General features: G+C 51.0%; 24 protein-coding genes and 1 tRNA gene. 11 read left to right on the forward strand and 14 right to left on the reverse strand.

All coding sequences use genetic code 11. From position 1 onward, the window contains the following. Positions 1 to 3: 3 nt before the first annotated feature. The 4 genes from ACTHTK_RS04565 to ACTHTK_RS04580 all read right to left on the reverse strand — a co-directional run bounded on the left by ACTHTK_RS04565 (position 4) and on the right by ACTHTK_RS04580 (position 5,320). Entirely contained in the window at positions 4 to 702 is a 699-nt protein-coding gene (locus tag ACTHTK_RS04565) for a MutH/Sau3AI family endonuclease (protein WP_440379745.1), read from the reverse strand. Then, positions 689 to 943, reverse strand: a complete 255-nt coding sequence (locus tag ACTHTK_RS04570; RefSeq protein ID WP_079453748.1) for a helix-turn-helix domain-containing protein — start codon at positions 941 to 943, stop codon at positions 689 to 691. Before ACTHTK_RS04570 ends, ACTHTK_RS04565 begins: the two co-directional genes overlap by 14 nt. Positions 944 to 1,068: 125 nt before the next feature. Next, positions 1,069 to 3,684: a bifunctional acetaldehyde-CoA/alcohol dehydrogenase gene (adhE, locus tag ACTHTK_RS04575; protein WP_440378417.1), complete on the reverse strand. Its 2,616-nt coding sequence runs from the start codon at positions 3,682 to 3,684 to the stop codon at positions 1,069 to 1,071. A 316-nt stretch (positions 3,685 to 4,000) separates the two neighbouring features. Further along, entirely contained in the window at positions 4,001 to 5,320 is a 1,320-nt protein-coding gene (locus tag ACTHTK_RS04580; protein ID WP_440378418.1) for an MFS transporter, read from the reverse strand. 349 nt (positions 5,321 to 5,669) lie between these two features. Here ACTHTK_RS04580 and ACTHTK_RS04585 point away from each other — a divergent pair, with 349 nt between their 5' ends. Then, a complete protein-coding gene (locus ACTHTK_RS04585) occupies positions 5,670 to 7,043 on the forward strand; it encodes a Na+/H+ antiporter family protein (protein ID WP_440378419.1) in 1,374 nt (457 codons plus the stop codon). A 1-nt stretch (position 7,044) separates the two neighbouring features. After that, a complete protein-coding gene (locus ACTHTK_RS04590; protein ID WP_049331977.1) occupies positions 7,045 to 7,272 on the forward strand; it encodes a SlyX family protein in 228 nt (75 codons plus the stop codon). Between the two features lie 102 nt (positions 7,273 to 7,374). Here ACTHTK_RS04590 and lysA read toward each other — a convergent pair whose 3' ends face one another. Both lysA and lptM read right to left on the reverse strand, forming a co-directional pair. Further along, positions 7,375 to 8,595, reverse strand: coding sequence for a diaminopimelate decarboxylase (lysA, locus tag ACTHTK_RS04595; RefSeq protein ID WP_440378420.1), 1,221 nt, complete (start codon positions 8,593 to 8,595; stop codon positions 7,375 to 7,377). Between the two features lie 16 nt (positions 8,596 to 8,611). Beyond that, positions 8,612 to 8,803 carry an LPS translocon maturation chaperone LptM gene (gene lptM / locus ACTHTK_RS04600; RefSeq protein WP_003684659.1) on the reverse strand — a complete coding sequence of 64 codons (192 nt, stop codon included), beginning with the start codon at positions 8,801 to 8,803 and terminating at the stop codon, positions 8,612 to 8,614. Between the two features lie 50 nt (positions 8,804 to 8,853). Between lptM and cyaY the strand changes: the two genes are divergently transcribed. From cyaY to ACTHTK_RS04615, 3 genes are all read left to right on the forward strand, one after another. Next, positions 8,854 to 9,177, forward strand: coding sequence for an iron donor protein CyaY (gene cyaY, locus ACTHTK_RS04605; protein ID WP_107723773.1), 324 nt, complete (start codon positions 8,854 to 8,856; stop codon positions 9,175 to 9,177). A gap of 54 nt (positions 9,178 to 9,231) precedes the next feature. Then, complete coding sequence (luxS, locus tag ACTHTK_RS04610) at positions 9,232 to 9,738, forward strand: S-ribosylhomocysteine lyase (RefSeq protein WP_004518928.1); 507 nt, start codon at positions 9,232 to 9,234, stop codon at positions 9,736 to 9,738. A 184-nt stretch (positions 9,739 to 9,922) separates the two neighbouring features. Then, positions 9,923 to 11,314 carry a hypothetical protein gene (locus ACTHTK_RS04615; RefSeq protein WP_371459614.1) on the forward strand — a complete coding sequence of 464 codons (1,392 nt, stop codon included), beginning with the start codon at positions 9,923 to 9,925 and terminating at the stop codon, positions 11,312 to 11,314. Between the two features lie 110 nt (positions 11,315 to 11,424). Here the strand turns inward: ACTHTK_RS04615 and ACTHTK_RS04620 are convergent, their stop codons facing one another. The 4 genes from ACTHTK_RS04620 to ACTHTK_RS04635 all read right to left on the reverse strand — a co-directional run bounded on the left by ACTHTK_RS04620 (position 11,425) and on the right by ACTHTK_RS04635 (position 14,247). Next, the gene (locus ACTHTK_RS04620) at positions 11,425 to 12,114 is read right to left on the reverse strand and encodes a hypothetical protein (protein WP_107723775.1); all 690 of its coding nucleotides are present in this window, start codon (positions 12,112 to 12,114) and stop codon (positions 11,425 to 11,427) included. Further along, positions 12,096 to 13,154 carry a beta-ketoacyl synthase N-terminal-like domain-containing protein gene (locus tag ACTHTK_RS04625; RefSeq protein ID WP_107723776.1) on the reverse strand — a complete coding sequence of 353 codons (1,059 nt, stop codon included), beginning with the start codon at positions 13,152 to 13,154 and terminating at the stop codon, positions 12,096 to 12,098. The genes ACTHTK_RS04620 and ACTHTK_RS04625 overlap by 19 nt, the downstream gene beginning before the upstream one ends. Continuing rightward, a complete protein-coding gene (locus ACTHTK_RS04630) occupies positions 13,151 to 13,441 on the reverse strand; it encodes an acyl carrier protein (RefSeq protein WP_070606132.1) in 291 nt (96 codons plus the stop codon). Before ACTHTK_RS04630 ends, ACTHTK_RS04625 begins: the two co-directional genes overlap by 4 nt. Before the next feature lie 80 nt (positions 13,442 to 13,521). Next, positions 13,522 to 14,247, reverse strand: coding sequence for a 16S rRNA (uracil(1498)-N(3))-methyltransferase (locus tag ACTHTK_RS04635; protein WP_440378421.1), 726 nt, complete (start codon positions 14,245 to 14,247; stop codon positions 13,522 to 13,524). 163 nt (positions 14,248 to 14,410) lie between these two features. On the opposite strand from ACTHTK_RS04635, the gene ACTHTK_RS04640 reads away from it, so the two are divergent. Further along, positions 14,411 to 15,199 carry an inositol monophosphatase family protein gene (locus ACTHTK_RS04640; protein WP_440378422.1) on the forward strand — a complete coding sequence of 263 codons (789 nt, stop codon included), beginning with the start codon at positions 14,411 to 14,413 and terminating at the stop codon, positions 15,197 to 15,199. 264 nt (positions 15,200 to 15,463) lie between these two features. Here the strand turns inward: ACTHTK_RS04640 and ACTHTK_RS04645 are convergent, their stop codons facing one another. Next, on the reverse strand, positions 15,464 to 15,931 hold the full coding sequence (locus ACTHTK_RS04645; RefSeq protein WP_107723778.1) for a YchJ family protein: 468 nt from the start codon (positions 15,929 to 15,931) through the stop codon (positions 15,464 to 15,466). 187 nt (positions 15,932 to 16,118) lie between these two features. Between ACTHTK_RS04645 and ACTHTK_RS04650 the strand changes: the two genes are divergently transcribed. The 5 genes from ACTHTK_RS04650 to ACTHTK_RS04670 all read left to right on the forward strand — a co-directional run bounded on the left by ACTHTK_RS04650 (position 16,119) and on the right by ACTHTK_RS04670 (position 21,052). After that, positions 16,119 to 16,967 (forward strand): RnfABCDGE type electron transport complex subunit B, encoded by an 849-nt coding sequence (locus tag ACTHTK_RS04650; protein WP_199903872.1) that lies wholly within the window; start codon positions 16,119 to 16,121, stop codon positions 16,965 to 16,967. 70 nt (positions 16,968 to 17,037) lie between these two features. Continuing rightward, complete coding sequence (locus ACTHTK_RS04655; RefSeq protein ID WP_440378423.1) at positions 17,038 to 18,036, forward strand: BtrH N-terminal domain-containing protein; 999 nt, start codon at positions 17,038 to 17,040, stop codon at positions 18,034 to 18,036. Between the two features lie 80 nt (positions 18,037 to 18,116). Continuing rightward, positions 18,117 to 18,860: an SH3 domain-containing protein gene (locus ACTHTK_RS04660; RefSeq protein ID WP_440378424.1), complete on the forward strand. Its 744-nt coding sequence runs from the start codon at positions 18,117 to 18,119 to the stop codon at positions 18,858 to 18,860. 27 nt (positions 18,861 to 18,887) lie between these two features. Further along, positions 18,888 to 19,802, forward strand: coding sequence for an ABC transporter ATP-binding protein (locus tag ACTHTK_RS04665; RefSeq protein WP_440378425.1), 915 nt, complete (start codon positions 18,888 to 18,890; stop codon positions 19,800 to 19,802). After that, positions 19,799 to 21,052 (forward strand): ABC transporter permease, encoded by a 1,254-nt coding sequence (locus ACTHTK_RS04670; RefSeq protein WP_107723783.1) that lies wholly within the window; start codon positions 19,799 to 19,801, stop codon positions 21,050 to 21,052. Before ACTHTK_RS04665 ends, ACTHTK_RS04670 begins: the two co-directional genes overlap by 4 nt. Before the next feature lie 194 nt (positions 21,053 to 21,246). Here the strand turns inward: ACTHTK_RS04670 and ACTHTK_RS04675 are convergent. The 3 genes from ACTHTK_RS04675 to glyS form a co-directional block, all read right to left on the reverse strand. Further along, positions 21,247 to 21,322, reverse strand: a tRNA-Lys gene (locus ACTHTK_RS04675). A 58-nt stretch (positions 21,323 to 21,380) separates the two neighbouring features. Next, positions 21,381 to 22,460 (reverse strand): iron-sulfur cluster carrier protein ApbC, encoded by a 1,080-nt coding sequence (gene apbC, locus ACTHTK_RS04680; protein WP_440378426.1) that lies wholly within the window; start codon positions 22,458 to 22,460, stop codon positions 21,381 to 21,383. Between the two features lie 162 nt (positions 22,461 to 22,622). Then, the gene (gene glyS / locus ACTHTK_RS04685; RefSeq protein WP_440378427.1) at positions 22,623 to 24,686 is read right to left on the reverse strand and encodes a glycine--tRNA ligase subunit beta; all 2,064 of its coding nucleotides are present in this window, start codon (positions 24,684 to 24,686) and stop codon (positions 22,623 to 22,625) included. Positions 24,687 to 24,728 lie beyond the last annotated feature (42 nt).

Genomic DNA, 24,728 nt, shown 5'->3' on the forward strand with positions numbered 1-24,728 from the left:
ATTTTAAATTATTCGAACAACACCATCCCTACCCTGTCTGGCCATTTCACGGACTTCCCGCATGAATTCTTTTTTAAAATAAAATGCATGATTCTTATTTGAAATATTCCGATTATATTGTGCAGAAAATATAGGATGGTATGGCTTGGAATCTTTTGATCTGATTTGTATAAAACTACCGTTTGATGTATGAATGTATCCGTCGCCGGAATTAATATCAGCTAACAGCTTACTTTTAATTTGCGTGAAATCAGCAGCTAACTGTCTGAAAAGTTCACCCCCTTCATTTATTTGCACATGATAGGCTGACTGTATGTACCATTTGTCAGGATTGTTGTCGACTTTACAAATAGGAACATATAGCAAATTCTTTATTTTTTGGTATATCCAACTATCTTCAAAGCTTATCTGATCGCTGATTAACTGATCAAAGTTACTGGAAATCTGCGAGATAAACATAGTCTCTAGTGGCGCACCATCTTTATCTGCTTTATTGGTTTTTAGCTCACCATCAGAAAAATCTGTCAAAGCATTTGTATTCTTAAGTCCTATCAATTTCTCGATAAACTGCCCTACGCCGCCTTTATTTATCTTCATTTCAGAGGTGAACTTGGGGAATCTGGTTTGATATTCAAGTTTTAGATCTCCTAGCGTCCTTCCGACGTTTTCTCTAAAAAAACCATATGAATCAGTTAGATTCATTATCACAGTTTCCGTCATTAACATGGTCCTTAAAAGTTAAAAGTTCAGGTAAAGAAATATCTAATGCGCTAGCCAAACGAATAAGATTTAATAGGGCGGGGTTACGCTCTCCACGTTCTATCATTCCGATATAAGTCCGGTGCATATTCGCTTTTTCAGCCAATGCTTCCTGACTTAAATCCTGGAGTTGTCTTAAATGACGAACATGTTTGCCAAATTGTTTTAAAATTTCTGATTTCATGATGACTATTCTTAATGTTTGCAAATTAAATTCCACATACAATAAGTATCAACTTTAGTTCTAATACGAAAGGCCGTCTGAAACCCTATATTCAGGTTTCAGACGGCCTTTTTATCTCCCCGATTTTATTCGCCGTAATAGGCTTTGGTCAGGATTTCTTCCATGTCGGCGACCAATGCCAAACGCGGGTTGGCCGGGGTGCATTGGTCTTCAAAAGACATCATGGCCAGCTCTTTTCTGCCGTCGAGGAAGGTTTTCTCATCGATGCCCTGCTCTTTAAACGACATTTTGATGCCGACGTTGACCGCCAATTCATGACAGGCGCGGGCGAAGGATTCGACGCCTTCTGCCGGTGTGCTGCATGGCAGGCCTAAGGTACGGGCGATTTCCTGATATTTCAGGTCGGCTTTGTAGTAGTTGTACTTCGGCCAAGTGGCGGTTTTCTGCGGACGCGTGCCGTTGTAGCGGATGACGTGCGGCAGCAGGATGGCGTTGGCGCGGCCGTGCGGAACATGATATTTACCGCCAATTTTGTGTGCCATCGAGTGGTTGATGCCCAAGAACGCATTGGCAAACGCCATGCCTGCGATGGTAGAGGCATTATGCATATGCTCGCGCGCTTCAGGATCGGCCGCACCATGTTTGTAGGAGCGTTCGAGGTATTGGAACACGAGCTTAATGGCTTGCAGAGCGAGGCCGTCTGTAAAGTCGTTCGCCAGTACGGAAACGTATGCTTCTACGGCGTGGGTCAGTACGTCCAAACCGGTATCGGCGGTTACACCTGCCGGAACTGTCATGGTAAACGCAGGATCGACAATCGAAATGGTCGGTGTCAGCGAGTAGTCGGCAATCGGATATTTTTTGTCGCCGTCGCTGATGACGGTAAACGGCGTCACTTCGGAGCCGGTGCCCGATGTGGTAGGAATGCCGATAAATTTGGCTTTGCGGCCCAATTCAGGGAAGCGGAACGCGCGTTTGCGGATGTCCATGAATTTTTGGACGAGGTCTTCAAAGTCGACTTGGGGCTGTTCGTAGAAGAGCCACATGGCTTTGGCTGCGTCCATTGGAGAACCGCCGCCCAGTGCGATGATGGTGTCGGGTTGGAAGCTGCGCATCAAATCCGTGCCTTTATAGACGGTTTGGACGCTCGGATCGGCTTCGACATCGGTAAACAGCTGGATGGTCACTTTGTTTTTGCGTTGATGCAGTTGGTAGGTGATTTTATCGACAAAGCCCAGATCAACCATCGAACGGTCAGTCACAATCATGACTTTTTCGCAGTCTTTCATGTCTTGCAGATATTGGATGGAATCGCGTTCAAAATAGATTTTGGCGGGCACTTTGAACCATTGCATGTTGTTTCTCCGACGGCCTACTTTTTTGATGTTTAACAGATTGACTGCGCTGACGTTGCCGCCGACGGCGTTTTTACCGTAAGAGCCGCAACCGAGGGTCAGAGAAGGCAGGAAGGCGTTGTACACGTCGCCGATGCCGCCGAAGGTGGAAGGTGAATTCCAAATCACGCGCAACGCTTTGACGCGGGAGCCGAACGTTTTGACCAATTCTTCGTCAGCGGTATGGATGGCGGCGGAGTGTCCCAAGCCGTCAAAGGCAACCATTTCTTCTGCGAACTTCAAACCTTGTTCGGTCGAGTCCGCCTTAATCATGGCCAAAACAGGTGAAAGTTTTTCGCGGGTCAGCGGCTCGTTCGGGCCGACTTCGCGACATTCGGCGATAATGATGTTGGTTTTTTCAGGCACTTTAAACCCGGCCTGTTCGGCAATCCATGCCGCCGGTTTGCCCACGACGGCGGAATTAAGTTTTGCTCCGCCACAGCTGGCGCAATTCGCCGTTACGCCGAAGATAAACTCTTCGAGCATGGCTTTTTCTTTTTTATTGGCAAAGTACACGCCGTAAGATTTGAACTCTTCGGCCAACTCTTTGTAAATCTCTTTATCGGCAATTACCGCTTGCTCGCTGGCGCACACCATGCCATTGTCGAAAGATTTCGACATCACAATATCGTGTGCCACCTGTTTGATGTCCGCCGTTTTTTCAACATAAGCAGGTACGTTGCCCGCCCCGACGCCGAGCGCAGGTTTGCCGCAAGAATACGCGGCTTCTACCATCGCATTGCCGCCGGTCGCCAAAATCGTTGCCACGCCCGGATGCTTCATCAGCGCGGAAGTGCCTTCCATAGACGGCTTTTCAATCCACTGGATACAGTTTTCCGGCGCACCGGCCGCAATCGCCGCATCGCGCACAATACGCGCTGCATGGGCGGAACACTGCTGTGCAGACGGATGGAACGAGAAAATAATAGGATTGCGGGTTTTCAGTGCAATCAAAGATTTGAAAATGGTGGTGGAAGTCGGATTGGTCGTCGGCACAATACCGCAAACCACGCCGACCGGATCGGCGATTTCGGTAATGCCGGTTACATCGTTTTCACTGATAACACCCACGGTTTTCAAATCGCGCAGGCGGCGCACGACGTTTTCGCAGGCAAACAGGTTTTTCGTCGCCTTATCCTCAAACACGCCGCGCCCTGTTTCTTCTACCGCGTGCATGGCGAGTACACCATGTTTGTCCAGCGCGGCGATAGAGGCTTTGGCAACAATAAAATCAATCTGCTCCTGATCCAGCTTAAGAAACTCATCCAACGCCCGTAAACCCTTTTCAACCAGGCTGTTTACCTCGGCTACGGCTGGGCTGACGACGTTGTCGGCTGATGCGTTCATGGTGTATCTCCTTAATAAAAGGTGGCAATAAGGTCAATAAATTTTCACTACGATAACTATAGGTAATTTAGTTACATTTTGCTTTGACCTACATCACAAACTATGATTGAACTTTTCAGACGGCCATTTTATCGTTTATTCATTTTAATTCTTTGAAGTATAATATTTTTATCTACACAAAAACAAAGACGGTTATTCTTCGTCGCTTTCCTCGATAATTAAGATAAAAACAGAAAATCGGTGTATTAAAATTACAAACGTAAATGAAAAAGGCCGTCTGAAAATATTTTTCAGACGGCCTTTTTTGCTTTGCCGTTTATTGGCTAATGTCTTCCAGCGTACGACCTTTAGTTTCTTCACCCAATACCAAGATTACCGCCACAATCAGCAGCATAACCAGCGCAAACATCATAAAGATATTGCCGAAGCCCCCGCTGTTGCCCACCATCGCCGCCACTACCATGGGGGCAAGTATGCCGCCAACGCGGCCGATGGCGCCTGCCCAGCCGGATGCGAAGGCACGGAAGCGCAAAGGGTAGAGTTCGGGGGTGTAGGTGTACAAAACGCCCCATGCGCCCAAGTTGAAGAAGGACATCAGGCTGCCCCAGATCATGACTTCGGCCGCAGTGGTGCTTTGCCCGAAAAACCATGCGCATGCGGCGCACGCGGCCAAAAAGCCTGCCAACGTTGCTTTGCGGCCGATTCTTTCCACCAAAGCCGCGGCAGCAATATAGCCGGGCAGTTGCGCAACAATCATTACCAGCACATATTCAAAGGTTTTGACCACGGTATTGCCCTGCTCGACCAGCAGTTTGGGCAACCAAGTAAAAATGCCGTAATACGAAAACACGATGCCGAACCAAACCAGCCACAACATCAGCGTGCGCCGTGCAAACGGATGTTGCCAAAGTTGGACGAAGCGGATGCGTTCGCGCGGGGCGGCCGGTGCGGCAACGGCTTCTGTCTGCGGCATGATGCCCGATTGTATTTCCAGCGCGGATACCAAACGGTGCGCTTCGTTGGTTTTGCCGCGGGAAAGCAGGTAAGGCACGGATTCGGGAACGAATTTCAACACCAACGGCACATAAAACAGGGGCAAGGCGCCGAATAAAAACGCGCTGTGCCAGCCGGTTTGCGGAATAAAGAAATAAGACACCAGCGCGGCCGAGAGCCAGCCCAAGCCCCAAAAGCTTTCCAGCAACACAATAAAACGGCCGCGTACTTTCGGCGGCGCATATTCGCTGACCAGCGACACGGCGACGGGCAGTTGGCCGCCCAAACCGACGCCGACAAAAAAGCGGCACACCAGCAAAACCGTCAAATCAGGCGCAAGCGCGCACAAACCTGTGGCAATGCTGTACACCACCATCGTGCCGGCAAAAACGGTTTTCCGTCCGAACCTGTCCGCCAGCCAGCCGCTAAATACCGCGCCCAAAGCCATGCCGACAAAGGCAATGCTGACAATCCAACCCAACTGCGCCGGAGCCAGCGCCCAATCTTTGCCCAAAGCCGGCAATACAAACGACACCAAGCCTGTATCCATAGCATCAAACAACCAGCCTATGCCGACCAAAACCAGAAGTTTGTAATGAAAGCGGGAGGGCGGCAGATTGTGCAGCCGCGTCAAAATATCCATCACTTCTTTCCTTTGTTTGCGTATTATTGAATTGGATTTTATCAATAACTGCTTTAATTTCAGTGACAAACCTGAAACCAAGACATTGTGTCGATTTTAACATTGGTACCATATGCAAAGAATAGGAAGCGCGTATTTTTTAGATATTTTTATCGCCAGAACCGCACGCCCTATTAAAACGCTGAATAAGGGTTCACGGCAGGCCGTCTGAAACCGATGGTCTGTTTTTCAGACGGCCTGCCGTTTTTTGCAAAGGCTTCATGCTTGGGTTATGATGTTTATTTGTAATATGTAAACAGATGATTGCCTGTTTTTACATAACAGGCCGTCTGAAACAACGGAGAACGATATGAATGCGGTTGTAATTGCGGTCATCATCATGCTTGTGCTGTCTTTATCGCGCGTGCATGTGGTGCTCAGCTTGGCTGTCGGCGCGTTTGTCGGCGGCTTGGTGGCCGGTATGCCTTTGGAGAATGTAACCAACGCGGCCGGCGATGTGGTGCAGCAAGGGATTATTCCTGTTTTTAACGAAGGTCTGAAAGGCGGGGCGCAAATCGCGCTGTCTTATGCCATGCTCGGCGCGTTTGCCATGGCCATCACGCATTCCGGCCTGCCGCAACAGCTCGCCGGCGTGATTATCCGCAAACTAAACGGCGGTGAAGGCAATGCGAAAGGCGAAGGCGCGGTCAAATGGCTGCTGCTGGCGATTATTTTGTGCATGGGTGTGATGAGCCAAAACGTTGTGCCGATTCATATTGCGTTTATCCCGATGATTATTCCGCCGCTGCTGTTGGTGTTCAACCGTTTGAAACTCGACCGCCGCTTGGTGGCCTGCGTGATTACGTTTGGCTTGGTAACGACTTATATGTTCCTGCCTTACGGTTTCGGCGCCATCTTCTTGAACGACATCATGTTGGGCAATATCCGCTCGGCAGGCATGGACACCAGCGGCATCAATGTGATGCACGCAATGGCGATTCCGGCTTTGGGCATGGTTTCCGGCTTGCTGCTGGCCTTTTTGCACTACCGCAAACCACGCATTTATCAAAACAATACTACTGACACGGAAGACAACCGTGCGGCAGTTCAACAACAAGAGCCTTCAACCTATCGCAGCTTGGTAGCGGCCGTGGCGATTGCCGTGTGTTTTGCCATCCAGCTTATGTATGAAAACTCATTGGTATTGGGCGCGATGTTGGGCTTTGCCGTGTTTATGATGTTGGGCGTGATGAACCGCTCCGCCGCCAGCGATGTATTCGGCGAAGGCATTAAAATGATGGCGATGGTCGGCTTTATTATGATTGCGGCACAAGGTTTCGCCGCTGTAATGAACGCAACCGGCGAGATTCAGCCTTTGGTCGAACACAGCATGGCTTTGTTCGGCGGCAATAAAGGCATGGCCGCCTTTACCATGCTATTTGTCGGCCTGCTGGTAACCATGGGCATCGGCTCGTCTTTCTCCACCTTGCCGATTATTACCGCGATTTATGTGCCTTTGTGCATCAGCTTGGGCTTCTCCCCAATGGCTACCGTGGCCATCGTCGGCACCGCCGGCGCGCTGGGTGATGCGGGTTCCCCTGCTTCCGACTCAACGCTCGGCCCAACCATGGGTCTGAACACCGACGGTCAGCACGACCACATCCGCGATTCGGTTATCCCGACTTTTATCCACTACAATATCCCGCTGATGGCTGCCGGCTGGATTGCCGCGATGGTGCTGTAATATGAGCGATATTCAGGAATTGGAACACCGCGTCACGGAGCTGGAAATTCAGACGGCCTTGCAGGAAGATTTAATCGGCAGCCTGAACGACACCATCGCCAAGATGCAGCAGGCTTTGGATTTGCAACAAGGCCAGTTGCGGCTTCTGTATCAACGGATTCAGGACAAAGGCGCAAACGGCGAACGCGAACCATACAGCCTGCGCGATGAGATTCCGCCGCATTATTGATGAACTGAAAAAGGGCGTGTTGGATACATGCCCTTTCCTTTCATAACAAAGGCCGTCTGAAAGTCAGTCAAGCTTTCAGACGGCCTTTTAAACAATCAAACCTTACAAACAAGCCAATTCGTTGGCCATTTGCTGCTCGACGGTTTCGCGTTGGCGGATAAGTTTACATTCGCTGCCGTCAACCAATACTTCCGCCGCACGGTTGCGCGTGTTGTAGTTGCTCGCCATGCTTGAACCATACGCACCGGCGCTGCGGATAAGCAGCAAATCCCCTTCTTCGCAGGCGATAGTGCGATCTTTGCCGAGAAAGTCGCCGGTTTCGCAAATCGGGCCGACGATATTGGCCGTCAGAGGCTCAATGTCTTTGGTTTCGACCGCTTCAATGTGATGATAGGCATCATAAAGTGCCGGACGCATCAAATCGTTCATCGCTGCATCGACCATCACAAAGTTTTTCTCTTCACCGTGTTTGACGAACTCGACGCGCGCCAACAACGCACCAGCATTGCCGACCAAACTACGGCCTGGCTCGAGGACCAGTTTCAGACGGCGCGTACCGATCAGTTTTTGAACGGCTTGGGCATACGCGCCCAAATCAGGCACATTTTCGTCTTGGTAAACAATGCCGACACCGCCGCCTAAGTCCAAGTGTTCCAACACAATGCCTTCGTCTGCCAGTTGGTCGACCAAGGCCAAGATACGTTCGCAGGCTTCGATGAGCGGGCTGAGGTCGGTCAGTTGCGAGCCGATGTGGCAGTCGATACCGACGATTTTCAAATGGCTTTGTCGGGAAGCATGACGATAGGCCTCAAGCGCATCGGCATAGGCAATACCGAATTTGTTGGCTTTCAAACCGGTGGAAATATAAGGGTGGGTTTTGGCATCGACATCAGGATTGACGCGCAGGGAAACCGGAGCGACTTTACCCAAACGCGCGGCAACCTTTTGAATACGGTCGATTTCGGGAATGCTTTCCATATTGAAGCATTTCACGCCTGCATTCAGCGCAAATTCAATTTCTGCCTCACTCTTGCCCACACCGGAAAAAATCGTTTTCGCCGCATCGCCGCCGGCCGCCAAAACACGCACCAACTCGCCGCCGGACACAATGTCAAAACCGCTCCCCAAAGAAGCAAAGTGCTTGATGATGCTCAGGTTGCCATTGGCTTTAACCGCGTAGCAGACAAGCGGATTTAAAGCAGCAAACGCGGTTTGGTAGTTTTCAAACGCCTCGGTCAGCGCAGATTTGCTGTACACATAAAGCGGCGTACCAAACTCTTCAGCAAGGTGGGAATAAGGGATTTGTTCGCAGGATAAGGTCATGTTTGTGAAGTCTTTTTTAATCGTTGGTTTGAGTGGTCGGCTCTTTTGCCGTATCGAATTTCAAGCCGGTCTGAATCACGCCGAAGCGCGCCTTGTCGCCTTCTTTGGGCAGGTAGAGGTCGCCTTTGTAGCCGCAGGCAGAGAGCAGCAGAGCCGTTGCCGCTGCAAAAAATACGCCGTATTTCATCAGTAAAACTTTCTTCATCATTACGAATGTGGCAAGATTCGGTATCTTAAACAAAAACCACACAAAAAGCCATGATGACCGAAAGCGAATTCATCCGCATGAGCGAAGAATTATTCGAACACATCGAAGACCAAATCGACGAAAACGGCTGGGATTTCGACTGCCAGTTTGCCGGAAACGTCCTGACCATCGAAGCCGGAAACGGCACGCAAATCATCGTCAACCGCCACACGCCCAACCAAGAATTGTGGATTGCCGCAAAAAGCGGTGGCTACCATTTCGCCGAGCAAAACGGCAAATGGCTGGCAACACGCGACAGCCGCGATTTCTACGACGTTTTGAACGAAGCACTAAGCGCGGCTTCGGGCGAAGCAGTTGAGATTGCGGAATTGTGATTCAGTCTCCAAATATCCCTAGCTAAAAATCTATTTACCTCAAAGGACACCCAAATGCCCCTACTAGACAGTTTCAAAGTCGACCACACCCGTATGCACGCCCCTGCCGTACGCGTGGCAAAAACCATGACCACGCCCAAAGGCGACACTATTACCGTGTTTGACCTGCGTTTCTGCATTCCCAACAAAGAAATCCTGCCTGAAAAAGGCATTCACACGCTGGAGCACCTGTTCGCAGGCTTTATGCGCGACCACTTAAACGGCAACGGCGTCGAAATCATCGACATTTCCCCGATGGGCTGCCGTACCGGTTTCTACATGAGCCTCATCGGTACGCCCGACGAGCAAAAAGTGGCCGATGCATGGCTCGCTTCAATGCAGGATGTTTTGACCGTTCAAGACCAAAGCAAAATTCCCGAGCTGAACGAATACCAATGCGGTACTTATCTGATGCACTCGCTTGCCGAAGCGCACGAAATCGCCCAAAACGTTTTGGCACGCAAAGTAGCCGTCAATAAAAACGAAGAGCTGACATTGGACGAAAGCCTGTTAAACGCCTAATACGCTATGACAGCAAAGGCCGTCTGAAACTTTATATGACAAGTTTCAGACGGCCTAAGACCTTTTATTCCAATTTTCAACCTTTCAGCCACAGTTTTACACCGCCTAAAAATAAGTTGGCGGATGCTGACAGTGTACATAGTATAATTACACTTTAAACAAACAACCTGATTCTATTGCTTTTATGAAACCGTTTTTCTGCAAAACCGCCATTGCCCTCAGCCTGACCCTCCCCGCCGCCGCCAACGCTGCCGAGTATGTCTGCAATGTTGAAGGCATCTCTGTTTATGCTTCATACCCACTCAACAATACCTGCCGCGTAGTTGACACAAACACCACCACAGAGAGCAGCATTGTTGCAGAACCTAACGTATTCACTGAATCTGAACCAACTAATAAATCCGTTACAAATGGTTCTGCTATCCTCAACGATATGTCCGCTTTAAAAACGGTACAAACAACAGAATTTAAAGCATCTGCCACTGACTACGTTCATGCTTCTCAAGCAATGCCTGCGGTACAAACCCCAGTCGTTGTTACTCGAAATGAAAACGGTATCCCTGCACCTATTTCCATTCCGATGGCACAAGCACGTCTAACTTCTCAAATTGATAAAAATGTTGCTGACGGCCTTGCCATTCTCGGTGATACAACCCCATCTACAATAAAACCTGAAATTGACACTACTGACGTTCTCAACGTCATGCCTGATACCACACAACCTCAAACTGCGGCTGATCAAACTCCAAACAATATACCCGACTCCATTACCACTCCTATTACGCAAACCCGCCCGAAAGCATCTGCGATTCAAGCTCCCCAAACAATTATTCAGAATCCTGTTGTTTTACCGAAAACACCTGATCGCACTACGGCCAAACAAAATAACCAAACCGTAACTGCCTCAGATGAAGCACTTGACAAAACACCTATCAAAGTTGAAACCAAGCGTAAAGGCAAAGCCCAAACTCCAACCCTACGTAATGCAAAAAACACCAAAACTGTAAAAATAGCCGTCACAAACACGGCTAACGAACAAACGATTAAAACCGTTGTTACACCAACAGCAGAATCAAATGTACCAAATAAACCTGCTGCAACGATTTCCCCGGTAGATCAAAGCAAAACATCCGTACAAACGCCTTTCCCTAATGCATATAAGCCGGCTGCCGATATTCCGTTCGATCCGAGCAATGTTTACAACGATATCAAAATTCTGCCCCATATTCCGATTACCAGCGTAACCAACACAGCCGAAGCCGCCAATCCGCGTCTGAATATTATCTTGCGCAACCGTCCGGGTAAATCACGCGCTTCTTCATACAGCAAATACAAAGCCCCTGTGATCCGTACTGCTCCTGTGGTTACGCCGGCTCCTAAGCCAAGTCCTAAGGAAACCCGCAAACAAATATTGCAGACCGAAGTACGCAACGAACAGGCCGCTATTACCCGCCTTCAAACACAGCTGAATGCGGCCAAACAAAAAGGCGATCAGATTAAAATCCAACAACTGACCCGTACCATCAACGCCCGTAAAGCAAATATCCGCGCTATTCAAGGCGAGATGTCTCGTTGATTGGTTTTTTATACAAAAAGGCCGTCTGAAAACATTTTCAGACGGCCTTTTTAATGGTACAAACCTTATTTATTCAACAGACAAATACTTTCTCTAAAATCATTTGCTGATCACGCCAAAGTACATTTCTTCACATCCCTACCCTCGTGCGCCATTACTGCTTCTATCCAATCGGCGATATTTTGCCAATAATATTGCGGCTTTTCAGACGACCTATCAGTCTGCATCACTTCATCATTCAACACAACGGGAACACCCTGCTCTGCACCGGCTTCAAGCACAATCCAAATACTGCCTTCATGGGTATCGGCATGTGCTGCTTGATGTTCATATGCCCAGCCAACCGCAGCCTGTCCGCCATTTTGCACAGATTGCATCGCCAGCAACAATGGATGAAAGCAGGTATCCATATTGTTGTCGACAGCTACGACCAAAGTTGCACCATGCGTTCCTAACGCTTGAGCAGCATGAAAAACGGGAGCGTTGTGCAGGTTGGCAATAAAGTCAAACGGCATCGCAGCGTGATGGTTCAGTACATTGTCTGCCATTTTTTCAAACACGGATGGCGAAGAAAACAGCGTACCGAGAAAAACGGTGCAATCAGGGCAAATTTTGCTTTGTTCCTTCAGTTGCCCTGCACCAAGCGCGGCAATCAAACTCAAGCGGCTGAGGCGGCGGGTATCTATACCGTTTTGCTGCTTTAAGGTTTGTTTGAGAATTTTACCACCGGTGCCAGCGTCCGTATCAAAACGCACGGCGGCGGTAATGCGGATATTAGGATTTACGGTTGCCATTTCCATACCAAAGATGTGTTGCTGCCGCCAAAACCAAACTGATTGGCCAAACAGAAAAAACCGCCTTTTTGTGAAGCTGCGCACTCGGAAAAACGAATTTCCCGCCCCTGATAATCGCTGTTTCCACCTTGTTTTAAAGCGGATAAAAGCAGGGCTGTTTCAAGGGCTGCCGTTGCGCCAAGCGTGTGTCCGATTTGCGGCTTAAACGCCATCAGAGGCGGCAGTGCACCGAATATATTTTCCAGTGCGGCCAATTCAGCGGCATCGCTGTCAGCCGTGCCGATGCCGTGTGTTTTAACGGCTGCAATGCTTTCAGGAGCGATGCCTGCAATATCTAACGCACGGCGCATCACCTGCTCTTGCGCTTGGCCATCGCTTTGAATCAGGTCATTGCCTGTATTGGCAGCGTGTCCGATAAGTTTCAGACGGCCTGAAGAAGATTCGGGAGCAACGGAAGATAAGGCAAGTGCGGCAACACCTTCGCCTAAAATCAAACCGTTTCCGCCAAAAGGCTGATAGTGTTCTGCCAGCAAACCCAAACTGTGAAAATGCAGCAAAGTCAGTCGGTTGAGGTTTTCAATCCCAAGCACAAAGGCACGCTCCGCCTCGCCGCGCAAGCAGTTATCCGCCTGAATGAGCGCATGGGCGGATGAAGTGCAGGCAGTAGCGAAACTGAAAATCTGCCGATTGCCGCTGCGCCGGCGCAAATCTTCGGCGAGATAAAGCAGATTGTGTTCTTCTTCCGCCCTATTGCCCACAAAATGGCAGTTTTCATATTCGGAGATGGAATAGGAACTAGACCCGATAAACACCGGCGCATCATGCCAACTTTCAGATGGCCAGCCTGCATTTTCGGCAGCTAGGCGCAAATGTTGTTCGGCGATATCCGCCAATTCCTTCCGCCCCAAACTGTCGCTAGCAAATGCACGAAAATAAGCAGCCTGCTGCGGTTGGTTTAAAAACGTATAAGACACCGCATCAGGCCGTCTGAAATCCGTTTGCGGATTCAAGGCAGAAGTGGCCGCCGTACCGCAAACCCAACTCACGCGCCATGCTCCGCACGGATAAACGCCGCCAAATCGCGTACGCACATCATATGTTTGCGCACCATCCGGTCGCCCTGTAGGCGCACTTGGAAATACTGTTGCAAGGCAACGCTGATCTGCAGCGCATCAAGCGAATCCAAACCAACCGGACTGTCATCGCCAAACAAAAGTGCATCGTCGGTGAAATCATCCATATCCACATCGTCAGCCTTATCGGCCTCTTGCACGATTAGCTTTTTCAATTCCGTTTCCAGCTCGTGCTCGGCCAGTGTAAAGGTGTAAGACATTTTTAAACTCCCATTTTTATATCATGAAGCAACAGCTCGTTTTAGCGAAACTCGCTACGCTCGTTTTCAGACGGCCCACTTTATGCAAAATCGCCCCAAAGCGTCTGCATGGCGGCGATGGCCGCAAGTGAGGCGGTTTCGGTACGCAACACCCGTTTGCCGAGCGTAACGGATTGAAAACCGGCATCAAATGCCTGCTGCTCTTCCTTCTCCGTCCAGCCGCCTTCCGGACCGACCATAAACACGACTTTGCCGGATTGCGGCCGAACATCGCTTAGCTTTTGAGCGCGGTTCAAGCTCATCAACAGTTTGGTTGTTTCCTGCGGCAACTGTTGCAATACCTGTGCATAAGTCGTCAGCGGCAAAACCTTCGGCACAATATTGCGGCCGCTTTGTTCACACGCCGAAACGACGATTTCCTGCCAACGCGCCACCCGCTTTTCAGCGCGTTCGCCGCTCAAGCGGACGACACAGCGTTCGCTGATGACCGGGCGAATTTCTGCCACGCCCAATTCCACGCTTTTCTGCAAAGTGAAATCCATGCGCTCTGCGGCGGATACCGCCTGTACCAACGTAATGTTCAGCGGCGATTCGTTGTCCGTTGCCTCTTCACGCAGAATCCGCACGCTGGCGCGGCGTTTTTCCAAAACTTCAGGCAAAGCCGGATATGACTTGCCATTGCCGTTGAACAACACGATTTCTTCCGTATTTTTCACGCGCAATACATTCAGATGGCGCACCACATTATCGGGCAATTCGACCACGCTGTCGGGGCTTAAGGCAAAATCAACGTAAAATCGGGGCATGGTTTCCTGCTTTATTCATGTATATAATTTGAACTTTCGTGAACGAAGTTGAAACACGGCGACATCCTCTTGCCTGCCTGATTTCGATTTCATCCACTATAATTTAAAACTTCCTGAATTTTAATCCACTGTCACGCAAAACTGCAAAAAACAAGGATACGCCGTGCTATACCGTTTACAGAAAGTCGTCCGCCACATCGCCCAAACCGAAGTCATGCCGCGTTTTCTGAACACGCCGTCACGACGCAAGGAAGACGGTTCGGTTTTGAGTGAAGCAGATTTGGCCGCACAAACCGCTTTTGCCGCCGCCCTGCCCTTATTGGAGGATCGTCCGATGTTGGGCGAGGAGATGAGCGTTCAGGAGCAAACCCGTTTGTGGAACGAACATTCAGACGGCCTGTGGATTGTCGACCCTATCGATGGCACAAACAACTTCGTCAACGGTTTGCCGCATTTTGCCGTATCCGTCGCGCTGGTTAAAAACGGCCACGCCGAATTGGGCGTGATTTACAATCCGGTCAGCGGCGAATGTTTCTACGCCGAACGCGGCAAAGGCGCATTCCTCAACGGCACGCCGCTGCCGCTGCGTTCGGAAAACAAAAAACTCAACGAATCCATTGCCGGCGTGGAAATCAAATACCTGCGTTCGGGCAAACTCGCCAGCCGCATGAATACCCTTGCCCCATTCGGCACAATCCGCAGCATGGGCAGCAGCACGCTCGATTGGTGCTACCTTGCCAGCGGCCGCTACGATATTTACATCCACGGCGGACAAAAGCTGTGGGACTACGCTGCCGGCGCATTGATTTTTGAAGAAGCCGGCGGCTGTCTGACCACTTTGGAGGGCGACGATTTTTGGAGCGGCGAACATGTATTCAAGCGTTCCGTCATAGCCGCATTGCAACCCGAGCTGTTTCAACAATGGGTGAAATGGATTCGCGAAAATCAGTAAAAATACCGTTTATCTTCAAAAAATCACGATTATCTTGCAACTTATTGAAATTATTTCACTTCTTAACAGCATTTAATACTAAAAACGGTAGAATATCAATCGCTGACACAACACCGCTCTTTCATCCCTTTTGGGCGGTGCAGCAAGTAAGACGTTTTCCCGCAATGTATTGGCCATTCATACTTCTCCCTTAGTATGAATGGTTTTTTTTATCTGAAAAAACAGCTCAGGCCGTCTGAACGTTCAGACGGCCTGTTTACATTACTATTTGAAAAACTGTCCGCAACACGCCTTAAACTTTTTGCCAGAACCGCACAAACAAGGCTGTTTCATCGTCGGCAAAGCAACGGTCGGATCAATAAAGTACCAACGCCCGTCTATTTTCACAAACGCCGACAATTCATGATGGCACTCAGTTTGCCCGTTCTCTTCAAAATACGCCTCAAACTCGACCAAAGCATGCAGCTTGCCAAACGGCACATGACGGATAACCTTCAATCCCGACCACTGCGTCTGCTTACTCCATGCCGCCAAATCCTGCTTGTCCAACAAATTCTGCTGCGCAGGGACGGTCGTGTCCACGATATAGTCGATTTCCTGCAAAACATACGCGCTGTAACGCGAGCGCATCAACTCTTCCGCCGTCGAAGCCGCCGCCTCACGCGCATGAAACGGTGCGCAACATTCCGTATAAACACGCCCCGACTGACAGGGGCAAAGTGTAGCCGTCATTCCTAATTATCCGAATAAATCCATTTCAAAATTATAACGCAAACCCGACTCAGGCCGTCTGAAAACGAGTGTAACGAGTTTCGCCAAAACGAGCGTAGCGAGTTTCGCTAAAATAAGCAAAGCGGGTTTCGTCAAAATAAACGCAACAATCTGATATAATGCGTCTTTTCGATTTTGACTATCCATGATGACCATTCCCATCCAAAGCATCAGCCGCCTGTTGCCGCAAACCCAATGCCGTGAGTGCGGCTATGAAGGCTGCTTACCCTATGCGCGCGCCCTGTCGGCAGGAGAAGCGCCGGTAAACCTGTGCGCGCCGGGTGGGGAAACCGTCATGAAAGACATTGCCAACCTGTTGGGCAAGCCATACCTCGCTCCGGCAAAAACACAAATCAAAGCCGTAGCCCTGATTGACGAAGCCGTCTGCATCGGCTGTACCGCCTGCATCCGCGCCTGCCCTGTCGATGCCATTATGGGCGCGTCCAAACTGATGCACACCGTCATCAGCGACGAATGCACCGGCTGCGGCTTGTGCGTTACCCCCTGCCCCGTCGACTGCATCGACATGGTTCCCGTATCGCAGCCCTTCCTGCCGTCCGCACGCCGTTTCAGCACCTCTGCCGAACCGCGCTTTGCCGCCGCCGAACACGCACAAAGCCGTTTCGAACGCCATACCGCGCGCAAACAGCGCGACGATGCCGAACGCAAAGCCCTGCTGGCGCAACGCGAAGCCGCCGTCAAAGCCAAACAGGCCGCACAGGCACAAACCCAAACAGCCGCACCAAGCGCCGCATTCAACCCCATGGATTTGATTGCCAAAGCCATGGCAAAAGCGCAATCACAACAGGATAAACTCGTCTCCTCCGACAACCGCGAAGACTTCAAAGCGCAACAAATCGAAGAAGCTAAAGAACGCGCCGAACTGCGCCGCGCCCAACGTGATGCCAAATACGGCAACGAAGCCGAAAAAGCCGCCGCCATCGAATTTCTGCGCCGTCACAAAGCCGAGCAGGAAGCGGCCAAAGAAGCCCGCTGATTTCCAAAACAACAAACCATTCCGACCGCATCAGGCCATCTGAAAACATTGCACGAAAACCAATAACTTTATGACCACACAAGAATTTCCACACCAGCATACCGCCCATTGCGAAAGCGGTGTGATGTCCACCCTGCTCAAATACCATGGCCACAATTTAGATGAAGCCATGATTTTCGGCATTGCCCATGCGCTGACATTTGTCTGGATGCCGCTGATCAAATTAAACGGCATGCCGCTGGTTTCTTACCGTACCGCGCCGCGCAGCATCATCAAAAACACCTGCAAAGCATTGGGGCTGAAATTATCCGTCCGCAAATTTTCCGACGCACAAAGCGGACAAGCCGCATTGGATACCGCGCTGTCTTCAGGCAAACTGGCCGGTTTGCAAACCTCCGTCTTCTGGCTGCCCTACTTCCCGCCGCAAATGCGCTTCCATTTCAACGCACACAACCTTTTGGTGTACGGCAAAGACGGCAACGACTACCTCATCAGCGACCCCGTATTTGAAACCGTACAACGCTGCGCCGCCGAAGATTTGCAACGGGCGCGCTTTGCCAAAGGCGTATTGGCGGCAAAAGGCATGATGTACACCTTGGAAGACAACAGGCCGTCTGAAAAAATCATGGCAGACTTGCCTGCCATTATCCGCAAAGCCATACGCAAAAACGCCAAACATATGCTCGCACCGGTCTTTTTCATCGGCGTCAAAGGCATCCGCACGCTGGCCAAAAAAATCGAATCCCTGCCTGCCAAACAAAACGACAAATACCAAAAACTGTTTCTCGGCCATTTGGTGCGGATGCAGGAAGAAATCGGTACCGGCGGCGCAGGTTTCCGCTATATCTACGCCTACTTCCTCGAACAAGCCGCCCATATCTGCAACGAACCTGCATTTCAGACGGCCTCAGAACAAATGACCGCCATCGGCGACCAATGGCGCCAATTCGCAGCCATGTGCGTGAAACAGTGCAAAAAACCGTTCGAAAACGGCTGCCGCAACATCGCCGAATTTCTGCGCAAAATTGCGGATGATGAAGAAGCTTTGTGGCGGGGATTGTTGAAATAATCAGGATTTATTCGATCCAGATTAATCTACCGTAAATTATTTTGACATTCAGGCCGTCTGAAAACTAAAAGAAATAAAAAATGCGTTACCTAGCTACTGTCTTATTCTTGTGTTCCGCCTTAACCCATGCCGCGCCGCCGAACGGCTTTGCCTTGGTTCATGATGCCGACGGACACACCAACTTACGCGAAAGCCCCGATTTGAAAGCCAAAGTTTTGGCAAAAATCCCCAACGGCACACCGTTGGAATGTTTGGGTGACGGCGGTGAAGGCAGCCTGAGTTTCTGTACTGCCCAGCTGCAACAACCTGCCGCAGAAGACTACGGTTTCATCCATTACAGCCGTCTGATATTTCCCGCCTCCAACAAAAACTTCGTCCGCCTGCGCGAACAATCCGGTCATGACGATACGCTGACTTTGTCCGGCAACGGTCAAAAGGTACACATCGTAGCCCGCCGCATTCACCCAAAACGCAGTGATTTCTCGGGCATCAGCAAAGACAAATACACCGCGCGGCTCTATCAAGGCAAGCCGTTCTATGGTACAGACTACGACATTCCCCAAAGCGTGTTCGCGCTTGAGCGTATCACGCTAAACGGTCAAGCGGTTCCCACTGCCGAACTGCAAGGACTGTTCTCACCAGATTTTGCCGCCACCGCACGCGGCAGCAATGTATATCAAGGCTGGGAAGCCTATTACCGCGGCAATGATAAGACGCTTTATCTGTTTGGCAGACAAGGTTCAGACGGCGATCCTTTCGGCGTCTGCTTTATATTTAAGGACGGCAAATTCCAGCGCCGTTATTTATGGGGTGCTGCGATTTAAATATCGCTCGAAAGGCCGTCTGAAACCATGATTCAAATCCAATCCCTCTCCCACCGTTATCCCAAGGCCGAAACTGCCGCACTGGACAATGTGTCGTTCGACATTGCCGACGGCGAATGTTTGGGGCTGCTCGGCCACAACGGTGCGGGAAAAACAACGCTGATGTCGCTTTTGGCCGGCTTGCAGGAAGTGCGGCAGGGCGAAATTTTGTTTGACGGCAAACCTTTGCGCCTGTTAAGCCGCAGCGAGCGGCAGAAAATCGGTTTAGTGCCGCAGGATTTCGCGTTTTATCCGCAGCTTTCTGTGTGGGACAACCTGCTGTTTTTCGCCTCGCTTTACAAAGTACGCGACAAAGGCCGTCTGAACGCGCTGTTGGAACAGACCGACCTGACCGTCCATAAAAACAAAGCGGCAAAGCATCTTTCGGGTGGGCTTAAACGTCGTCTGAATTTTGCCATCGGCCTGATTAACACGCCGCAATTGGTGTTTCTCGACGAAATCACGGTCGGCATCGACCCGCAGTCGCGCCGCTTTATCCTCGACAGCGTGGCGGATTTGACGCGGCAGGGGGTAACGGTGGTTTATACCTCGCACTATCTGTCGGAAATCGAACAGCTTTGCGGCAAAATCGCGCTGCTGCAACACGGCAAGCTGGTGTACCACGGCGGTTTGGACGAGCTTCTGAGTACACAAACCGGTGTCGTGCGCTTTACCGTCGAACCGCCGCTGCCGCCTCAAACGCTGGCTGCTTTGGGTGCCAAGCAAGTGGACAACCGCGGCATGATGGAAACGACACACGATGCCGCCGCCGTTTACGCCGCCCTGCAACAAAGCGGCGCGCAAATCCGCTACTTCCAGCAGGGACACGGTTCGCTGGAAACGTTTTACCTTGATTTCCTGCGCAAAGATGAACCGGCAACAGATAAGCAAAACCCACAATGACGATTTCCTCCCTCCTCAAAGAACTCAAACTGCTCTGCCGCGACCTGCACGGTTTGGCCGTGTTGTTTGTGATGCCCATCGCCTTCATGCTGATTATGTCGTTGGCGCTAAGCCGCGACCAAGATCCGCACACTGACAGCCGTATCGCGCTGGTTGGTGCAACAAACGACAGTATCAATACCGCGCTGGCCGCCGCTCTGGAAAAAGAGCAGATTCATGTTACGCGGACGCCGTCTGAAAAACTGACCGACGCGCAAAACGGCCTACACGACAAGCGTTTTCAACTGGTGCTGCACAACCCGAACCCCGCTTCCGGCAAAATCGCCGACGACAAAGCCCTGCAAATCTATGTACCGCCCGATACCGAGCCTTCATGGCTGGCGGCTGTCAAAGGCGTTTTGCAGCAGCACTACACCGAAACGCGGCTAGACGCCTATTTCGACAACAACGACGGCATCAAAATCGACAATAAAAAACTGCCCCGCTCCATCCGTAAAGACATCCAGAAAAAAGTCGATGAAAAAAACGACGAACAATTCGCCGCCGTGCGCAGCTTTTTAGATAAAAAAATGCTGGAAGAACACTATCTGAGTGCAGGCAGCGGCACGGTGGAAAAACCCAACGCCGTACAACACAGCGTTCCCGCATGGCTGATTTTCGGTATGTTTTTCATCATGATACCGCTGTCGAACGTTATGGCGCTGGAACGCCAGACCAACACCATCACCCGCCTGCGTCTCGCCCGCGCCTCCGCGTCCGGCCTGATTGCCGCCAAACTCGTTCCCTATTTCCTGATTAACCAGCTTCAGTTTGTCGGAATGCTGCTGCTCGGCCGCTACCTATTACCCGAAATCGGCGTACCCGCCCTCATACTCAACGGCAGCCTTGTTCCCTACGCGTTGCTGTCCGCTGCCGTCAGTGCCTCCGCCCTTGGCTACGCGCTATTAATCAGCGTCTGCTCCAAATCCACCGAACACGCCGTCGTCCTCGGCGGCGGCGGCATTATCCTGATGGCGGCAATCGGCGGCATTATGGTGCCTGCTCACGTCATGCCCGAAACCATGCAGCAACTTACTTGGATTTCCCCGATGGCTTGGGGCTTGAAGGCTTTTCAGGAATTACTGCTCAACCGCAGCGGCTTGAATGGAATCGGCCAGTATCTGCTCTTATTGTCTGCATTCTCTTTTACCACACTGACTGCTGCCGTATTGGTTTATCGTAGGCAGTTGCAGACGCAGGTAAGGTTTTAAACGTTTGTCTGCCCGAAGTAGAAAACTTATTTCTCAAAACCATTCCTATAAAACTTCAGGCCGTCTGAAATTATCTTTCAGACGGCCTGATGCTTGATATGCTATGGATTGTTTCAATAACAAAATATACTCAACAAAATACCAAAATTCAAACGCAAAAAAACCTGCTTTTTTTCAAAGCAGGTTTTTATATTTGGTGGGTCGTGAGCGATTCGAACGCTCGACCAACGGATTAAAAGTCCGCTGCTCTACCGACTGAGCTAACGACCCGATAAGCTGTGCATTATAGAGATGGGGCACACAGCTGTCAACACTTTTTTAAACTTTTTTATTCGACGACGATTTTCGGGAAGCGGCTGCTGAAGTCTTTGCCTTTATCGGCAATGGCCAGTGCAATTTGGAAGGCGGCTTCGGTGTAGATGTCGGCGATAGTTTGGTTGTTTTCAAACAAGGCCGAAGATGTACCGCTGTCCATGGCTTCGCGTACAGGCAGGCTCAACGGAAGCTGGCCGAGCAATGGTACGTTCAAACGCTCTGCCAGGTTTTTACCGCCTTCTGCGCCAAAGATTGCTTCAGCATGGCCGCAGTTGGTGCAAATATGGACAGACATGTTTTCCAAAACGCCCAAAATCGGAATATTGACTTTGTTGAACATATCCACGGCTTTGCGTGCATCAATCAGGGCGATGTCTTGCGGCGTGGTGACGACAACGGAGCCGGTTACGGGGATTTTTTGCGACAGGGTCAATTGGATATCGCCGGTACCGGGCGGCAGGTCAATGAAGAGATAATCGACATTGTCCCATTCGCTTTGGAACATAAGCTGTTGCAAGGCTTGGCTGACCATCGGGCCGCGCCAAACGACGGCTTGGTCGGTATCGACCAGAAAACCGATGGACATCACTTGAATGCCGCTTTCGGCTTCAACGGGAATGAGTTTTTTGTTTTGTTGGTCGGATTTGCGGTCTTGTACGCCGAGCATGGTGGGCTGGCTTGGGCCGTACAGGTCGGCATCGAGTACGCCGACGCGCGCGCCCATTCTGGCCATTGCGGTGGCAAGGTTGGCAGTGGTCGTTGATTTGCCGACGCCGCCTTTGCCCGATGCAACGGCGATAATGTTTTTCACGCCTTTGATGGTTGCTACGCCGGGTTGAACTTTATGCGTACCGATTTCGGTATCGATACTCAAGTGAATGTGGGTATCGCCGGTATGCGAAATGACGGCTTCTTGAACGGCGTTGGCAATGTCTGCGGCAATATGGGCAACTGGGAACGCGAATTTCAGGCCGATATGCAGGCCGTCTGAATGCTCTTCCAGAAGCGAAACGGCTTTTTCGCTGCCCAAAGTGCGTATTGTGGTGGGAATCAACACGGCATCGAGTGCGGTTCGGATGGCTGGGATATTCATAATCTGCCTCTTGAATGTGGGAAATTGTTTATGTGCGCGATTTGTCGTGCGACAAATCTGCCAAATTATACCCTTGAACGCCATGTAAGGGATACGCCCGAAAAACTTCAGGCTGCCTGAAACATCGGGCAGCCTGAAAAGAGGGGCAACTGAAACGCGGCCTTATTCGCTCAAGAGCGCAATGTCGGCAACTGCGTTCATTTGTTCTGCCAAGCGGTTCAGCAGGTTCAAACGGTTTTGCTTCACGGCGGCATCTTCAGCCATAACCATCACGCCGTCGAAGAATGCATCGACTTGCGGCTTGACGGAAGCCAGTTCGGACAAAGCAGTTTGGAAATTGCCTTCGGCAACGGCGGCGGCAATTTTCGGCTGCAAACCTTGCGCGGCAGCATACAGGGCTTTTTCTTCGTCTTGTTGCAACAGGCTTTCGTTAACCGCGCCCAACTCGGCATCGGCTTTTTTCAGCAGGTTTTGCACGCGTTTGTTGGCTGCGGCCAATGCGGCGGCTTCGGGCAGCTGTTTGAACGCGGCAACGGCCTGCAGTTTGGCCACTACGTCGTCCAAACGGCGCGGCTGTTTCGCCAATACGGCGGCAACGATGTCTTGCGGATAATCGTTTTGCAGCAACACGGCCAAACGCGCCTGCATGAAGTCGGCGGTTTCAGACGGCGTTTTCTCGTTGAGCAAACCTTGCGGGAAGCTGTTGAAGGCCGTCTGAATCAGTTCGTTTACGTCCAAACCGTACTGCATCAGCATACGCAAAATACCCAAGGCGGCACGGCGCAGGGCGTATGGGTCTTTGTCGCCGGTCGGAATCAGGCCGATGCCCCAAATGCCGACCAAGGTTTCCAGTTTATCGGCCAAAGCAACGGCGGTTGCCACTTTGCCCTTTGGCAGGTTGTCGCCGGCAAAACGCGGTTGGTAATGTTGCTCGATGGCTTCGGCGATTTCTTCGGTTTCGCCGTCCAAGCGGGCATAGTATTTACCCATGGTGCCTTGCAGTTCGGGGAACTCGCCGACCATTTCGGTTACCAAGTCGGCTTTGGCCAAACGTGCGGCGCGCTCGGCTGCGGCGGCATCCGCACCCAAAGCTTTGGCGATATGGGCGGCAATGCTTTGCAGGCGTTCGATGCGCTCGGCTTGCGAACCGATTTTGTTGTGGTAAACCACGCTGGACAATTTCGGCAGGCGGCTTTCCAAAGTCGCTTTTTGGTCTTGTTTGTAGAAGAACTCGGCATCAGACAGGCGCGCGCGCAAAACGCGTTCGTTGCCTTGGATGATGTGTGACGAATCTTCGGTTTGCAGATTGGACACCAGCAGGAAGCGGTTCATCAACTTGCCGTTTTGGTCGAGCAGCGGGAAGTATTTTTGGTTTTGCTGCATGGTCAGAATCAAACATTCCTGCGGTACGGCGAGGAAGTGTTCTTCAAAACCGGCTTCCAATACCACAGGCCATTCGACCAATGCGGTCACTTCGTCCAACAATGCTTCATCGGCGGCAACGGTCGCGTTCAGACGGCCTGCCTGCTCGTTCAAGGCCGTCTGAATGGCGGCTTTGCGTTCGGCAAACGATGCTTCCACTTTGCCTTGCTCGCGCATTTGTGCGGCGTAGCTGTCGGCATTTTCAATGGCGATTTCGCCACTGGAGAGGAAACGGTGACCCAATGTTTTGTTGCCGCTTTGCAGGCCCAAGACGTTGACGTTTACGATGTCGCCGCCGTGCAGCACGATCAGCCCGTGAACAGGGCGCACGAAGGTAAACGTGCTGCTGCCCCAACGCATCACTTTCGGAATCGGCAGTTTCTTAACCGCTTGATTGATAATATCTTCCAAGAGCCCGCCCAGCGGTTTGCCGGTTTGGACGTATTCGTAGGCGTACACGTCTTGCTTGCCGTCGTGGACGATGGTCAAGTCTTCGATTTTCGCACCCGCACCGCGCGCAAAACCTTCCAAAGCCTTAGTCGGCGCACCGTCTTTCATGGTATTCGCCACGGCAGGGCCTTTTTTCACAATTTTTTGATCGGCTTGAACGGCTTTCACGTTTTTGACTTGAACGGCCAAACGGCGCGGAGAAGCGTAGGCAGTGTATTCGGCTGCGCCGTCAATCAGTTGCGCCTTTTCCAAGCCTTCGGCAACGGAAGCGGCAAAATGGTTGCCCAAATTATTGAGGGCTTTTGGCGGGAGTTCTTCAGTGAGAAGTTCGATTAAAAGGGTTTGGGTTGTCATGTGCTTATCGTTAAATAGGAAATTGGTTGACGTCTGAATACG

It is taken from the genome of Neisseria sp. P0006.S009, from assembly GCF_051962915.1.
Taxonomy (GTDB): domain Bacteria; phylum Pseudomonadota; class Gammaproteobacteria; order Burkholderiales; family Neisseriaceae; genus Neisseria; species Neisseria subflava_E.

Coding starts and splice junctions, on each gene's coding strand:
- adhE (WP_440378417.1), bottom strand. CDS start 3,684: ATGAACGCATCAGCCGACAACGTCGTCAGCCCAGCCGTAGCCGAGGTA.
- ACTHTK_RS04620 (WP_107723775.1), bottom strand. CDS start 12,114: ATGGAAATGGCAACCGTAAATCCTAATATCCGCATTACCGCCGCCGTG.
- ACTHTK_RS04565 (WP_440379745.1), bottom strand. CDS start 702: ATGAATCTAACTGATTCATATGGTTTTTTTAGAGAAAACGTCGGAAGG.
- ACTHTK_RS04665 (WP_440378425.1), top strand. CDS start 18,888: ATGATTCAAATCCAATCCCTCTCCCACCGTTATCCCAAGGCCGAAACT.
- cyaY (WP_107723773.1), top strand. CDS start 8,854: ATGATGACCGAAAGCGAATTCATCCGCATGAGCGAAGAATTATTCGAA.
- ACTHTK_RS04645 (WP_107723778.1), bottom strand. CDS start 15,931: ATGACGGCTACACTTTGCCCCTGTCAGTCGGGGCGTGTTTATACGGAA.
- luxS (WP_004518928.1), top strand. CDS start 9,232: ATGCCCCTACTAGACAGTTTCAAAGTCGACCACACCCGTATGCACGCC.
- ACTHTK_RS04630 (WP_070606132.1), bottom strand. CDS start 13,441: ATGTCTTACACCTTTACACTGGCCGAGCACGAGCTGGAAACGGAATTG.
- ACTHTK_RS04635 (WP_440378421.1), bottom strand. CDS start 14,247: ATGCCCCGATTTTACGTTGATTTTGCCTTAAGCCCCGACAGCGTGGTC.
- lysA (WP_440378420.1), bottom strand. CDS start 8,595: ATGACCTTATCCTGCGAACAAATCCCTTATTCCCACCTTGCTGAAGAG.
- ACTHTK_RS04590 (WP_049331977.1), top strand. CDS start 7,045: ATGAGCGATATTCAGGAATTGGAACACCGCGTCACGGAGCTGGAAATT.
- ACTHTK_RS04570 (WP_079453748.1), bottom strand. CDS start 943: ATGAAATCAGAAATTTTAAAACAATTTGGCAAACATGTTCGTCATTTA.
- ACTHTK_RS04670 (WP_107723783.1), top strand. CDS start 19,799: ATGACGATTTCCTCCCTCCTCAAAGAACTCAAACTGCTCTGCCGCGAC.
- lptM (WP_003684659.1), bottom strand. CDS start 8,803: ATGATGAAGAAAGTTTTACTGATGAAATACGGCGTATTTTTTGCAGCG.
- glyS (WP_440378427.1), bottom strand. CDS start 24,686: ATGACAACCCAAACCCTTTTAATCGAACTTCTCACTGAAGAACTCCCG.
- ACTHTK_RS04585 (WP_440378419.1), top strand. CDS start 5,670: ATGAATGCGGTTGTAATTGCGGTCATCATCATGCTTGTGCTGTCTTTA.
- ACTHTK_RS04650 (WP_199903872.1), top strand. CDS start 16,119: ATGACCATTCCCATCCAAAGCATCAGCCGCCTGTTGCCGCAAACCCAA.
- ACTHTK_RS04615 (WP_371459614.1), top strand. CDS start 9,923: ATGAAACCGTTTTTCTGCAAAACCGCCATTGCCCTCAGCCTGACCCTC.
- ACTHTK_RS04660 (WP_440378424.1), top strand. CDS start 18,117: ATGCGTTACCTAGCTACTGTCTTATTCTTGTGTTCCGCCTTAACCCAT.
- ACTHTK_RS04655 (WP_440378423.1), top strand. CDS start 17,038: ATGACCACACAAGAATTTCCACACCAGCATACCGCCCATTGCGAAAGC.
- apbC (WP_440378426.1), bottom strand. CDS start 22,460: ATGAATATCCCAGCCATCCGAACCGCACTCGATGCCGTGTTGATTCCC.
- ACTHTK_RS04580 (WP_440378418.1), bottom strand. CDS start 5,320: ATGGATATTTTGACGCGGCTGCACAATCTGCCGCCCTCCCGCTTTCAT.